Here is a 13,417-nt window from a genome sequence, read left to right on the forward strand (position 1 = left end):
GCGCTACTGGGGCGTGCGCTGCGACATCAGGATGGCCTGGATGATGTCGTGGGGGTCCTTGGCCTGGGCTCCCTGCCCTTGCACGATGATGCGATGTGCCAGCACCGGCGTGGCCACTTCGCGCACCACGGCCGGGTCCACATAAGAGCGCCCGCGGATGCAGCTGAGCGCGCGCGCCATCCGCGCCAGGCCCAGCGTGCCGCGCGGGCTAGCGCCGAAGCGGATGTCGGGGTGCTTGCGCGTGGCCCGCACGATGGCAGCAATGAACTGCGCCACCTCAGGGGTGATGGACACCTCGTGCGCCCCTGCCACCAGCCGCTCGAACTCGCCGGCCCGGCACACCGGCTGCAATCGGCTGATGGGGTGCGAGAACTGCTGGCTCTGGATCAGGCCCGCTTCGGTATCCGCGTCGGGGTAGCCCAGCGAAAGGCGGATGAGGAAACGGTCGAGCTGCGCCTCTGGCAGCGGGTAAGTGCCCGCCATGTCGATGGGGTTTTGCGTGGCCAGCACGGCGAACGGCGCTGGCAGCGGCAGGGTTTGCCCGTCCAGCGTGATCTGCCCCTCCTCCATGCATTCGAGCAGGGCCGACTGGGCGCGCGGGTTGGCACGATTGATCTCGTCAGCCAGCACGATGTTGGCAAAGACGGGGCCGGGGCGCAGCGTGAAGCTGCCGTCCTTGGGGTTGTAGACCGGCCCGCCCACGATGTCTGAAGGCATCAGGTCGGCGGTGAACTGGATGCGCTTGAACGACAGCCCCACCGACACCGCCAGCGCGCGCGCAAGCATGGTCTTGCCCAGGCCGGGCACATCCTCAATCAGCAGGTGCCCTCCAGCCACGACGGCTGCGAGCGCCAATTCGACCTGCTGATGCTTGCCCTCCAGAACTTTTTCAACGTTGTGAACGATGGCTTGTGCCGTGCGCGCGCACTGCTGTGCCGCGTCTGTGACTGTTTGTGCGAGATCCAACGGACTTCCCCTCTTGATATGCCAAAAATTCTAAGGGAGCGGCTGTGGTGGAACCAAGACACACGATGAGCAGGCACATATCCGCGCTCGGTCGGCGCCGGAGCCCGCACAGCAGAACAAATCAGGTTACCCTGCCCGGTTACCAACAAGGAATCGCCATGAAAAAACTCAACGTCACCATCCAACTCGAAATGACCGTGCCCGACGACTGGGAGCTGGTCGATACCTCGGAGGGCACGCCTGTCATCAAGCTGCCCGACGGCAAGTTCATGGACATTGCCATCGAACCCCTGTTTGCGGCAGACCCTGAAGACCTGTGGGCCAGCACCGAAGATGAAGATGTGCTGGACGACATCCTCGACATGGTGGACAGCGAGGCGGTGACGTACGAGTTTGTGACGCACTGATGGGCGAATGTCCCGAGTTAGAAACTTGGGACACTAGTCCACTGAAACCGAGAAATCGGCTGTGCGTGAGGGTCTGGCAGGGCCGCACTCTAGGCGGCGGGCGCAGGCGGGCGCACACCCGGCGAGCACAGCAACGACGAGGGCGGCCCTGCCAGGCCCTCACCCTTCGGGCCAGGGTGGTAGCAGGCGCATCGCTGCGTTGCGGGCTTTGCCAAGGCGGCCAGCCTTGGCCGCAGCCCGAGCCTTGCGCTGCACCCGCTGCCACCCCGGCGCACAGCCGATTTCTCGGTTTCAGTGGACTAGGGGCAAATGCCTGCTTGGGTTGAAAAATCCAGGCGGCGTCTTCGCCCCCGCATCAGACGCAGAAAACTACACTATTGATAGCGTCTGGCGCTTTACCCACAAGCGCCAGCACCTGATTTCATTCAAACCCCATCACAACTGCGACCGCAGCAAGGCCGTCAGTTTCTCGTGAGCCTTCTCGCGCAGCGGCCGGTCCAACCAAGCCTGGTAGGTCACGCGGCGTGACCGCTCGATATCGTCTTCAAACACCTCGGTCTGGCGCTGCGCAAACGCCGCGTCGTACACGTTCAGGTTGGCCTCATCGTTCAGGCGGAACGAGCGGTTGTCAAAATTGGTGGAGCCCACCGACACCAGCAGCTGGTCCACGATCATGACCTTGCAGTGGTACATGGTGGGCGTGTATTCATAAATCTCGGCACCGGCCTGCAGCAGCGGGCCCCAGGTGGCGCGGGATGCAGCCTTCACCGTTTCGGTGTCGGTGTGTTCACCGGGGGTCACCAGGCGCAGGCGCACGCCGCGCGCCAAGGCGTCCATCAGCAATTTGTGGGTCAGCTCATCGGGCACGAAGTACGCCACCGACAGGTCGATGCTGCGCTCGGCGGCGGTGATGGCCAGGTGGTACATGAGCTGCATGCTCTCGCTGCCACTCGATGGCGAGCTGGAGAACATCTGCGCCTTTTGCGTGCCCACGGGAGGGTCTTGTGCGATGGCCGGAAAGTACGCCTCGCCATGCAGCACCTTGCCGGTGACCTTGAGCCAGTTGTCCAAAAACGTGGCCTGCATCTGCGCCACCACGGGGCCACGCACCAGGTAGTGCGAGTCGCGCCAGTGCTCCGGGTCTTGCGCGTGGCCCGTCCACTCAGGCGCAATGCCCACGCCACCGGTAAAGCCCACCTGTCCGTCCACCACCAACAGCTTGCGGTGGGTGCGGTTGTTCAGGCGGGCCAGGTTGTACCAGTGGGGTTTGTGGAATTTTTCGATCTGCACCCCGGCCGCTTTCATCTCGGCCAGATAACTCTCTTCCATCTTGGCGCTGCCTACCCAGTCGAGCAGCACATGCACAGGCACACCCGCGCGGGCGCGCTCGCTCAGGGCGTCGGCAAACTGTTTACCGATGTCGCCCGACCAGTAGATGTAGGTTTCGAAGGTGACGCTTTTTTGCGCGGATTTGATCGCGGCCAGCATGGGCGGAAAGATCTGGTCGCCGTTGAGCAGCTCGGTCACCGCATTGCCGCCCACAATGCCCGGGCCCAGCAGACTGCCCAGGGCACGTTCGAACTGCGGGTGGGCGGTGTTGTACAGGCGCGGCAGCTGTTGCTGCACCTTTTTCTCGCCCGCCGTGAAGTTGAGCGCCAACAAGACAAGGGCCCCCGTGGCCAGGGCCGTGAGCAAGACAGTGAACATGGTGAAGCGGCGGGGGGCGGCAGGTGGCATGGCGCGATGGTAGGTGGCGGCCTGGGGGTGGCGATGTAGGCGGACGCCGCCAACGCTGGGCGGCACAATTGCGGGGTGCTCGCCGTGCACGCGCGGCTGCAGCACGCTTGCCATCCCCCCAATTGCGCTTTTTTCTTACCGTTGCCCTGCCGTGTCTGAACCTGCCCGCCCTGCCCTCATCCGCCCAGCCAACCCCATCAACCGCCGCAGCGCCTTGATCGGCACGGCGGGCCTTCTCGCCCAGCCCTCCCTGGTGGGGCTGCTGCACGCCAAGCCCTTGCCACCTGCGCCCACGGTGTGGCCCCAGGCGCTGCAGGTGCCCGGGGGTGTGGCGCGGCTGTCGCTGGGCCCGGCGGCCACACGGCCGGTGGCGCAGGTGCGCCAGGGCGATGCGGATGTGCCGCTGCGGGTGGTGGGCGATGCCATCGAGTGGACGGCCATCGTGGGCATACCGCTGGCGGCAGCGCCGGGCGATGCCTTCATCAACGTGCTGCCCGAGGGCGGCGGCAGCCCGCGCCTGGTGCACTACAGCGTGGCCCCCAAGCAGTACAAGGAGCAGCACCTCAAGGTGTCGCCCCGCACGGTGGATCTCTCGCCTGAGGACCAGGCCCGCTACGAGCGCGAGCGCGACCACCAGGCCCAGGTGATGGCCACCTTCACCGAGCAGCCCGCCGGTGTGGCCCTGCCATCGCTGCGCATGCGGGTGCCGGTGCCTGGGCGGCGGTCCAGCTCGTTCGGGCTGCGGCGCGTGTTCAACGGCCAGCCGCGCAATCCGCACAGCGGCATGGACATTGCCGCCGCCACGGGCACACCCATCGTGGCTCCGTTGCCAGGCCGGGTGATTGACGTGGGCGACTACTTCTTCAATGGCGGCACGGTGTGGCTGGACCACGGCCAGGGCCTACTGACGATGTACTGCCACCTGAGCAGCAAGGATGTGCGCGTGGGCGATGTGCTGCAGGCGGGCGACGCGTTCTGCAAGGTGGGCGCCACCGGCCGCGTGACCGGGCCGCACCTGCACTGGGGCGTGATGCTGAACAGAACCATGGTGGACCCTGCGCTGTTTGTGGCTGTGTAGTTTCGGCATCCACCGTCGCTGCGGGCCAACAGCGCTTGAAGGGGGCGCGCCCCTACCAGCGCCACCGCGGAACCGGCTTCGCCGGGCCGCTGGAGGCGTCCCCCTACGGGGGAAGACGCGAAGCGGCTCAGGGGGTCACTTCAAATAATTCATGAAGCCCGTGATGATCACGGCGTTGAAAAAATCGATGAAGAGCGAACCCACGAGCGGGATCACAAAAAACGCCTTCACCGATGGCCCATTGACGGCGGTGAACGCCTGCATGTTGGCCATGGCGTTGGGCGTGGCACCCATGCCAAAGCCGCAGTGGCCGGCGGCGATGACGGCGGCATCATAGTCGCGCCCCATCACGCGGAAGGTGACAAAGTAGCCATACGCAAACATCAGCACGGTCTGGGCAAGCAGGATGACCAGCAGCGGCCCGGCCACCTCGGCCAGCTCCCACAGCTTCATGGACATGAGCGCCATGGCCAGGAAGAACGCCAGCGACACGTTGCCCACCACCTCGAACTGGCGCAGGGGCAACGCACTGTCGCGCCAGTCGATGATGTTGCGCACCACCGCCGCCACCAGCATCGGGCCCAGGTACGAAGGCAGCGTAATGCCCAGGCCCTTGAGCCAGTTGACCAGCAACGTGCCTGCCCCGATGGACACGGCAATCAGGATGCTGGCGTACATCACAGTGTCGCTGTTGCCCGTGGGGGCCGGGGCTGCAATGCGGGCGGTGGAGGCATTGGCGGTGTCGACGGCGCCAGCCGCCGTGGCGGTGGCAGCGGCTGGCGTGCCCGCAGCCAACCCCGAGGTGTGCAGGCCATTGCGCCGCATCAGCAGGGTGCCCAGCGGGCCGCCAATCACACAACCCGCCACCAGGCCATAGGTGGCCGCTGCAATGGCGGCGGGCAACGCACCTGCGGCGCCCGCCTGCTCCAGCAGCGGGCCAAACGCGGCCGAGGTGCCGTGCCCACCCGTGAGCGATATGGACCCCGCCGCCACGCCGATGAGCGGATGCACGCCCAGCGCAGCAGCCAGCCCGGCGCCCAGCAGGTTCTGCAGCACCACCAGGCCCACGGCGGCGGCCAGAAACAGCGCTACGCCGACACCGCCTTTCTTGAGCAACTCGAAGCTGGCCGAAAAGCCGATGGTGGTGAAAAACACCAGCAGCAAAAAGGCGCGCATGTTGTCGTAGAACTGAAAGGTGAACAGGCCCGTCTGGTGGCCCACCAGCGCAATCAGCGAAAACACCAGTCCGCCGATGATGGGCCCGGGAATGAAGTAACGCGAGAGCAAGCCGACGCGGTTTTTTATGAAATCGCCCACCACCAGCAGCACGGCAGCGATGCCGATGGTCTGGGCAATGTCGAGTTCAATGGTGGTCATGGCGGTGTCTCCTTGAGGCCTGGATGAGAGGGTCAGGCAACACTTGCCCAGATGTATCAGCTATGGATTAGATAGCTGCCAGCGCAAGCTAGCGTAGCGCTGGAGCCTATTTTACCTGTCAAGCTCCGCCTCCCCGGCCAGACCGGAGGATGAAGCGGGTGTCAGACGCCATCCTGTTCACTCAGCGCCGCACTGGTTCTTTCCTCCCTCGCTGCAGCTATGCTCGGCAGCCCTGCGCCCCCCGATCCACCCTCACCGCTCCCACCCCGTCATCGATGACCGCCCGCCTGATCCGCTTCAACAAACCCTACGGCGTGCTCAGCCAGTTCACGGCCGAGGGCAAATGGCAGGGCCTGAAGGATTACATCGACCTGCCCGGCGTATACGTGGCCGGGCGACTGGATGCCGACAGCGAGGGCCTGCTGCTGCTGACCAACGACGGCAAGCAACAGGCCCGCATTGCCGACCCACGTTTCAAGATGGAGAAGACCTACTGGGTGCAGGTGGAGGGCATCCCCGATGAGGCCGCGCTGGCCGCGCTGCGCAGCGGCGTGGTGTTGAACGACGGCCCCACCCTGCCCGCCCGCGCACGGCTGCTGGAGCCCGCGCCTGCGGTGTGGGACCGCACCCCGCCCATCCGCGAGCGCAAAGCCATCCCCACTGCCTGGATCGAGCTGATCATCCGCGAAGGCCGCAACCGCCAGGTGCGCCGCATGACGGCCGCCGTGGGCCACCCCACGCTGCGGCTGATCCGCGCGGCCATCGGGCCGTACACGCTGGACGGGCTGGCGCCGGGCACCTGGGCGGATTGAACCGGTAGGCGTGCGGGGCCTACGCGGCCACCGCCTGCATGCGCCGCGACAACGCGGACCCACGCGCGCGCAAAAAGGCCCGCAAGCCCTCGGCATAGTCCGCACCCACGGCCTGCTGCACAGAAGGGCGCGCAGCCAGCGCAGCCCGCCACTGCTGCACCAGCGGCAAGCCTTGCCAGAGCGCCAGGTCATCCATGCCCGGCAAGGTGTCGATGACGTCGAAGTACCGGAACACCGGGCCAAACACCGCGTCCACCATGCCAAAGTGCGGCCCCGCAAAGTACGGCCCCGGCACGCTGCGCTGGCCCAGGGCCTCTTCGATCTGCACAAAACGGCTGCGCAGGTCCTGCGCGCGGGCCTGCAGCGTGGCCTCATCCGGCGCGGCGTAGAAGCCGCCGATGGTGTTCAGCACCGCAGAGCCAAACTCCATCCATGCCCGGTGGCGTGCGCGTTGCAGCGGATCTGACGGGTGCAACACGGGCATGGCCACTTCGTCCAGGTATTCGCAGATCACAGCGGACTCGAACAGGCTTTGGCCCTGCACCTGCAGGACCGGGGTCTTGCCCAGCGGCGAGAGGGCCAGGAACCAGTCGGGCTTGCGGGCCAGGTCGATGGTGCGGCGCTCAAACGCCAGGCCCTTTTCGTGCAGCACGATGGCCACGCGCTGCACATAGGGGCACAGCGCGTGCGAGACCAGGGTGAGCGCGGGTGCGGCTGTAGGCGAGCTCATGCGGCCCATCCTTGAGCGTGTGGGGCACAGAGGGTGTTCAACAGGCAGGCAATGCAGGTGCAGGTGTGTTTCATAGGCGGGCTTTCTATGGCAAGGGGGTAGACATCGCCCGCGGTGTATCTACCGACGTATGGCGACCAGCAGAATTTATGATTGCATTGACGCAAACGAAATAAGCAAATATGAAAACATCGATTGCACCCACGCAATATCAATTGGGCGCCGCAGAGCTGGAAGTGCTGCTGGCCATGGTGCGCACCGGCACCTTGGCAGCAGCCGGTGAACGGCTTGGCGTGGATGCGTCCACGGTGTTCCGTGCCATCCAGCGCATCGAGCGCGGGCTGGGCCAGTTGCTGTTCGAGCGCTCGCGCGCCGGCTACCGCGCCTCAGAGCTGGCCCAGGCCCTGGCCGAGCAGGCCGAGCGCGTGGAAGCTGCCCTGGAGGCCGCCCGCACGGCCACGCAGGCGCAGCCCGAGCAGGTGTCGGGCACGGTGCGCATCTCCACCACCGACACCCTCCTGCACGGCCTCATCGCCCCGGCTCTGCAGCTGCTGCAGCCCCGGCACCCGGCCTTGGTTTACGAACTGCATGCGGGCAATGAACTGGTGAGCCTGACGCGCCGAGACACCGACATCGCCGTGCGCGCCACCAAGCGTCCGCCACAACACCTGGTGGGTCGGCAACTGGGCATGATCCGATCCGCGCTGTACGCAGGCACCGCCAGCCCGCTGGTCCTGTCCGACGTGGAGGCGGGCCGCGCAGCCTGGATTGCGCCCGACGACGCGCTGCCCGACCACCCCTCGGTGCGCTGGCGCAAAAAGCAATACCCCAAGGCGCAGCCCACCTACCGCGTCAACAGCCTGCTCACCGTGATGGAGCTGGTGGCCCTGGGCATGGGCGTGGGGGTGCTGCCCCTCTTTCTGGCTCAGGGCCGCAGCGACCTGCGCCCCCTCACCGGGTCGCTGGCCGACTGTGAAACCGAGCTGTGGCAGCTGACGCACCCCGAGTCGCGGCACCTGCGGCGCATTGCCACGGTGTACGGGCATCTCGCAGAGACGGTGCAGTTGCCCTGACGCACTCGGGCCTTCCCGTCGCCCTCCCAGCTTGCTGCCAGCACGTTGTCAGCAGCCGGTCTCTACAGTGCGCCGCCATGACCCTCACACAGTTCTACGGCGCATCCAGCCTCGACGGCTTCATTGCCACGGCAGACCATGACCTTGGCTGGCTCTTGCAGTTCGGCGAGATCGAGGGCTCCAGCTACCCCGCTTTCATCCGCGACGTGGGGGTGCTAGCCATGGGGTCGCACACCTATGAATGGATGCTGAAACACGCCATCGACGCAGGCCTGCCCTGGCCCTACGCGCAGCCCACATGGGTGTTCAGCACGCGCACGCTGCGCGCCATCCCGGGCGCCGATGTGCGCTTTGTGCGTGGCGATGTGCGGCCCGTGCACCAGTCCATGGTGCAGGCCGCAGCGGGGCGCAATGTGTGGATCGTGGGCGGGGGCGAGCTGGTGGGGCAGTTTTATGATGCGGGCCTGCTGGACGAGTTGATCGTGCAGATCGCACCGGTCACACTGGGTGCGGGCAAGCCGCTGTTGCCACGCCGGATCACACAACCGGCGCTGCGCCTGCAGTCGGTGACAATGCTGGGCGGCCTCTTTGCAGAGCTGCGGTACAAGGTGCCGCCAGCCTCGCAACGCAACCCATAGCCACTCCCTTGAAGCTATTGTTTTTATAGCTATTTGTGCTTATCCATCAAGCGCCAGCGGCTCTTTGGACGCAAAAATTCTTAACCCAGCGGCACCGCCTTGTTCACCGGGTGCGACAGCACCAGTGATGTGGAAACGCTGCCAAACGCGGCCAGCGCATCCACCACACGCTCCAGGTCGGCGGGCTGGCCGAAGGCGCAGCGCACCACGAAGCAGTCTTCGCCGGTCACGCGCACCACATCCAGCACTTCGGGCAGGGACTGGAACAGCAACACATAGCGCTGGATGTGCTCATGCGTGGTGCGCACCCGCACCACCGCCTGCAGGCCCAGGCCCACGGCGGCCAGGTTGATGCGGGCCGCGTAGCCTGCAATCACGCCCGCGTCTTCGAGCTTTTTCACACGCTCGCTCATCGCAGGCTGCGACAGGCCGATCTGCTTGCCCAGCGCCGACAGGCTTTGCCGCGCGTCGTGCTGCAGGGCCATGAGGATCTGCCGGTCTTTTTTGTCCAGTTCCACGGGGTGCTTTCTTTGAACAGGCTCTTAACGATGACTTCAAGGTTTGGGCGGGCGATTTCCGATGAGCCCCCCTGGCCGGAACAGCGGCGGTTTCCTATTGTTGGCGGGCAGTGATGGATCTGCTTTGAGAACAAGGACATTGAATGACGACGCGACCTGTTTTGCTGATTCCGGGCATCTACAACTCGGGCCCCACACATTGGCAGTCATTGTGGCAAACCCGGCACGCGGGCGTGGCGCGGGTGGAGCAGGCCGACTGGGACCACCCCGATTGCGACACCTGGGTGCGCACGCTCGATGACGCCATTGCTGCATCGCCCCAGCCCCCCATCCTGGTGGCACACAGCCTGGGCTGCCTGGTCGCGGTGCACTGGGCCGCGCGCCACCACCGGCCCGTGCATGCGCTGCTGCTGGTGGCGGTGCCAGACCCCGGGGGGCCGAATTTTCCGGCCGACGCCAAAGGCTTTGCCCCACTGCCTGCCGTGCTGCCCGCCCAGCGCGACCTGCCGAGACGGGTGCTGATGAGCAGCACCAGCGACCCGTATTCCACCCCCGGCTTTTCGGCGCAGTGCGCCAGCGCCTGGAACGCCGAGCACGTGGTGCTGGGTGCGCGGGGCCACCTCAATGCCGACAGTGGCCTGGGTGACTGGCCGCAGGGATGGGAGCTGGTCGCGCGCTGGCGCGGAGAGTGAGAACCGCTGCGGGGATTGCCACGCCCCTCTGAGAGCGCAGGCCCAGAGCGCTCAGGCCACAGTGCCTGAAACCTCCGCGTCAGCCACCGATGGCTTGCGCCTGGTCCATCACGAGGTAGCGCTTGACCAGATCGAAGAAGCTCTCGTAGAAAGCGTCCTTGGAAATGGTCTCGCTGCCCACCTTGACCAGCGATTCGCTGCTGGCAGAAAACGGCAGCGACACGGACCCGATGGCGCCCACGCCCACGCTGGCCGAGTTGTTGGTCTTGCGCAGGGCATAGGTGTCCTGCAGCGCCGTCACAAAGCCCAGGCTCACCTTGCCGTCATTGGCCTCGGGCACACACACCACGCGCACCACCATCTGCAGGTGCGACTCGGCTTCGGGCTGGAAGCTCTTTTTGCCCTCCACCAGCTCCGGCTGGTGGGTGGAGATGATGTAGCCCTGGCTCAGCAGCGCGCGGCGCGATGCCTCGCAGGTCTGGGCGGGCGTGGCGTCAAACAGGCGCGAGTAGGTGGCCACCGAACCAAAACTCTCCTGCACCCCAAACGTCTTGGGCGTGGTGCCCACACAGCCTGCCAGCAATGCGGCCAGAGCCAAGCTACCTGCAGCGGCACCAGAACGAACAGTGAAGAGGGTCGGGAAAAGGCACAAACGCAAGGGAGGGCACTCCTTCGGGGTCATCAACATCATCAAGAAAGTCGTCATTGCGGGGGGCATTTCCGGTTGCCATAGCGGCGCAGAACGGCTGCCATGGCGTTCTGACAGTCTGCACCACACCCGGTTCCCGTCGATTCTAGAAAGCCCTATGCCCAGCCTGGCACAACGCCCTTGCCCGTGGAGGGGCTGAAAGCGTGGTAACCACAGCCCAAAGCCCTGCACGCATGCCCTGCGCACCATTTCGGGCATTGCACGCGTCAAGGTATCAATTTGCAGCAGCCCGTAGATGCAACACGCCAGATGCTACACTATTGATAGCTGTTAGCGCTTATCCATAAAGCGCAAAGTGGCAATTTGGCACAACATTCTGTCGCCTGCCTTCTTGCTCGCCTTCCACCATTTCTCTCTCCCTCTGCTGCCGTGCCCCTTGCCTCCCTGCTCTGCCTGGTCGTCGCCATCAGCGACGGCGACACCCTGACCGTGCGCTGCGGCGCGCCCGGTGCCTACCAGCAGGTGAAGGTGCGTATCGCCGCCATCGACGCGCCCGAGTCACGCCAGGCGTTTGGCCAGAAGTCGCGGCAGCACCTGGCGCGGCTGTGCTTCAGGCAGCGCGCCACGCTGCAGCCGGTGGATGAAGACAGCTACGGCCGCACGGTGGCCCATGTGCGCTGCGGCAGCGCCGATGTGGCCACCGCCCAGGTGCGTGCCGGCCTGGCCTGGGTGTACACGCCCTATGCCGAATCCCGCCCGCAGCTGGTGGCTCTGCAGCGCCAGGCGCGCAGCAGCGGCACAGGGTTGTGGTCACAGAAGCGGCCGCTGGCGCCGTGGACCTACCGGCACCGGCACAGCCAGCGCTGACCCTCTTGTCACACTGCCTCAGGTGCGCAGCAGTGCCAGCACGCCCTGGGGCATCTGGTTGGCCTGCACCACCATGGCGTTGCCCGCCTGCTGCAGGATCTGCTGGCGGGCCAGGCTGGCGGTCTCTACCGCGAAATCCGTGTCGACAATGCGCGAGCGGCTGGCCGACAGGTTTTCGCTGCCGATCTGCAGGTTGGCAATGGCCGACTCCAGCCGCGAGGACTGGGCGCCGATGACGGCGCGCTGGCTGTTCACATAGTCGAGCGCGCGGTCTACCGACACGATGGCCTGCGCGGCCGAGGTGGTCACGTCCAGCGTGTTGCGCAGGCCCATGGCCCCCAGGCCAATCGCGCCCACGCGGGTTTCCAGGGTCTGGTTGGCATTGGCGCCCACCTGGAACACCTTGGTGCTGATGGCGCCGCTGGTCGAGGCGATGTTTTCGTAGGTCTCGGTGAAGCCCTGCAGCGCGTCCTTGCCCGAGCGGCTGCCCTGGTTGGGCAGCGCCGCCTTGGCGTCGCGCACCATGCCGCCGTCCACGTCGGCGCCGCCAATGGCGCCGGTGTCGGCATTGTTCAGGTCAAAACCGCCGATGAAGGCCGCGCCGTTGAGCCCGAACTGCGTGAGCACATCCCCAGCGTTGGTGAAGGCCCCGGCCGAGGCTGCGCCAATGGCCGCGTCCAGCGTGGAGCCGGGGTTGTTGCTCATGTAGGTGAGCACATCCTTGATGCCGGTGCCGCCCGCCGTCTTGATGCGGTCGTGCATGTAGCGCACTGCCGAGTAGCTGGACGAGTAGAACTCGCTGGTATTGCTGGGCCCGCCAATGGCCGCCACCACGGCCGCCACGCCCAGGTTGGCCACGTCGTTGCGCACGCGCTCTTCGGCGCCGTGGATGAACTCGGCCGCTCCTTCGGCAAACCACAAGTGGCTGCCGGTGATGTTCTGCCAGTTGGTGGAGCGGGCCATCACCGCGTGCACCATTTCGTGGGCAATCACACGGTCGTTGTAGAACGGCGCAGAGCCGCCATTGGGAGGGTTGGGCGGCACGAAGTCGGCCATGTCCACCTGCAGCACCAGGTTGTTGCCCCGCCCCTGCCCGTCAAACCCGGTGACCTGCACATAGGCGGCCACACCGCCCGCGTTGTCGGTAAAGCCGGTGTAGCGGATGTCGATGGCCGCGCCATCGCCCTGCAGACCAAAGTAGTTGCGGATGAGGTTTTCGCTGCTCTCCAGCCAGCTGCCCGCGCTGGTCAGGCCGTCAAACACAGACAGCTGGTTCTCGTCGCCCACCACGCTGGCTTCGGAGCGATCGAACACGTCCATACCATTGAACTGCGTGGTGCGCCCGGTGCGGTCGATCTCCTGCGCCAGCCGCGTCACCTCGGCTTGGATGGCCTGGCGGTCAGACGCGCTGTTGGTGTCGTTGGCGGCCTGCACAGCCAGCTCGCGGATGCGCTGCAGGCTGGCCGTGACGCTCTGCAGCGCGCCCTCGGCCGTCTGCATGAGCGAAACGCCGTCGTTGGCATTACGCACCGCTTGGTTGAGCCCCCGGATCTGCGAAGTGAACCGCTCGGAGATCGCCAGGCCCGCCGCGTCGTCCTTGGCACTGTTGATGCGCAAGCCCGAGGACAGGCGCCGCACGGTCGTGCCCATGTCACTTTGTGCACCGCCAAGCCGGCGCTGCGCATTCAGCGACATCATGTTGGTGTTGATCGTCAACGCCATGGCACGCCCCGGGGACTCCTGGTCAAAGCAGATGAATAGACAAACGGTACGAACCGGTCGAAGCGGCACGCCCAGCCCTACGCAGTAGCAGCGCCGAGGCCGCAAACCCGCTTCTTCCTCTCTGCCTTATCGGCGGGCCAGGGCAAAACCT

Annotated in this window: 14 protein-coding genes; 7 read left to right on the top strand and 7 right to left on the bottom strand. The window is 65.8% G+C overall.

The window, feature by feature from the left end; all coding sequences use genetic code 11:
• Positions 1-3: 3 nt before the first annotated feature.
• Positions 4-966, bottom strand: a complete 963-nt coding sequence (locus tag AC2YJX_RS16020) for an AAA family ATPase (protein WP_487256616.1) — start codon at positions 964-966, stop codon at positions 4-6.
• 158 nt (positions 967-1,124) lie between these two features.
• Here AC2YJX_RS16020 and AC2YJX_RS16025 point away from each other — a divergent pair, with 158 nt between their 5' ends.
• Complete coding sequence (locus AC2YJX_RS16025) at positions 1,125-1,373, top strand: hypothetical protein (RefSeq protein WP_121419513.1); 249 nt, start codon at positions 1,125-1,127, stop codon at positions 1,371-1,373.
• 435 nt (positions 1,374-1,808) lie between these two features.
• Here AC2YJX_RS16025 and AC2YJX_RS16030 read toward each other — a convergent pair whose 3' ends face one another.
• Positions 1,809-3,080, bottom strand: a complete 1,272-nt coding sequence (locus tag AC2YJX_RS16030) for a phospholipase D-like domain-containing protein (RefSeq protein ID WP_487256726.1) — start codon at positions 3,078-3,080, stop codon at positions 1,809-1,811.
• 181 nt (positions 3,081-3,261) lie between these two features.
• Here AC2YJX_RS16030 and AC2YJX_RS16035 point away from each other — a divergent pair, with 181 nt between their 5' ends.
• Positions 3,262-4,188, top strand: a complete 927-nt coding sequence (locus AC2YJX_RS16035) for a peptidoglycan DD-metalloendopeptidase family protein (protein WP_487256617.1) — start codon at positions 3,262-3,264, stop codon at positions 4,186-4,188.
• A 135-nt stretch (positions 4,189-4,323) separates the two neighbouring features.
• Here AC2YJX_RS16035 and gltS read toward each other — a convergent pair whose 3' ends face one another.
• Entirely contained in the window at positions 4,324-5,565 is a 1,242-nt protein-coding gene (gene gltS / locus AC2YJX_RS16040; RefSeq protein ID WP_487256618.1) for a sodium/glutamate symporter, read from the bottom strand.
• A 275-nt stretch (positions 5,566-5,840) separates the two neighbouring features.
• Between gltS and AC2YJX_RS16045 the strand changes: the two genes are divergently transcribed.
• The gene (locus tag AC2YJX_RS16045) at positions 5,841-6,377 is read left to right on the top strand and encodes a pseudouridine synthase (protein ID WP_487256619.1); all 537 of its coding nucleotides are present in this window, start codon (positions 5,841-5,843) and stop codon (positions 6,375-6,377) included.
• A 19-nt stretch (positions 6,378-6,396) separates the two neighbouring features.
• Here the strand turns inward: AC2YJX_RS16045 and AC2YJX_RS16050 are convergent, their stop codons facing one another.
• Positions 6,397-7,107, bottom strand: coding sequence for a glutathione S-transferase family protein (locus AC2YJX_RS16050; protein WP_487256620.1), 711 nt, complete (start codon positions 7,105-7,107; stop codon positions 6,397-6,399).
• A 182-nt stretch (positions 7,108-7,289) separates the two neighbouring features.
• On the opposite strand from AC2YJX_RS16050, the gene AC2YJX_RS16055 reads away from it, so the two are divergent.
• Positions 7,290-8,180, top strand: coding sequence for a LysR family transcriptional regulator (locus AC2YJX_RS16055; protein ID WP_487256621.1), 891 nt, complete (start codon positions 7,290-7,292; stop codon positions 8,178-8,180).
• A gap of 77 nt (positions 8,181-8,257) precedes the next feature.
• A complete protein-coding gene (locus tag AC2YJX_RS16060; RefSeq protein ID WP_487256622.1) occupies positions 8,258-8,818 on the top strand; it encodes a dihydrofolate reductase family protein in 561 nt (186 codons plus the stop codon).
• 80 nt (positions 8,819-8,898) lie between these two features.
• On the opposite strand, the gene AC2YJX_RS16065 is transcribed toward AC2YJX_RS16060, so the two are convergent.
• On the bottom strand, positions 8,899-9,336 hold the full coding sequence (locus AC2YJX_RS16065; protein ID WP_306553184.1) for an Lrp/AsnC family transcriptional regulator: 438 nt from the start codon (positions 9,334-9,336) through the stop codon (positions 8,899-8,901).
• A 143-nt stretch (positions 9,337-9,479) separates the two neighbouring features.
• Here AC2YJX_RS16065 and AC2YJX_RS16070 point away from each other — a divergent pair, with 143 nt between their 5' ends.
• Entirely contained in the window at positions 9,480-10,028 is a 549-nt protein-coding gene (locus AC2YJX_RS16070; protein ID WP_487256623.1) for an RBBP9/YdeN family alpha/beta hydrolase, read from the top strand.
• A gap of 79 nt (positions 10,029-10,107) precedes the next feature.
• On the opposite strand, the gene AC2YJX_RS16075 is transcribed toward AC2YJX_RS16070, so the two are convergent.
• Positions 10,108-10,710: a DUF2242 domain-containing protein gene (locus AC2YJX_RS16075; protein ID WP_487256727.1), complete on the bottom strand. Its 603-nt coding sequence runs from the start codon at positions 10,708-10,710 to the stop codon at positions 10,108-10,110.
• Between the two features lie 396 nt (positions 10,711-11,106).
• Here AC2YJX_RS16075 and AC2YJX_RS16080 point away from each other — a divergent pair, with 396 nt between their 5' ends.
• Positions 11,107-11,544, top strand: a complete 438-nt coding sequence (locus tag AC2YJX_RS16080; RefSeq protein ID WP_487256624.1) for a thermonuclease family protein — start codon at positions 11,107-11,109, stop codon at positions 11,542-11,544.
• Between the two features lie 18 nt (positions 11,545-11,562).
• Here the strand turns inward: AC2YJX_RS16080 and AC2YJX_RS16085 are convergent, their stop codons facing one another.
• A complete protein-coding gene (locus tag AC2YJX_RS16085; RefSeq protein ID WP_487256625.1) occupies positions 11,563-13,266 on the bottom strand; it encodes a flagellinolysin in 1,704 nt (567 codons plus the stop codon).
• Positions 13,267-13,417 lie beyond the last annotated feature (151 nt).

It is taken from the genome of Acidovorax sp. SRI_002, from assembly GCF_057586455.1.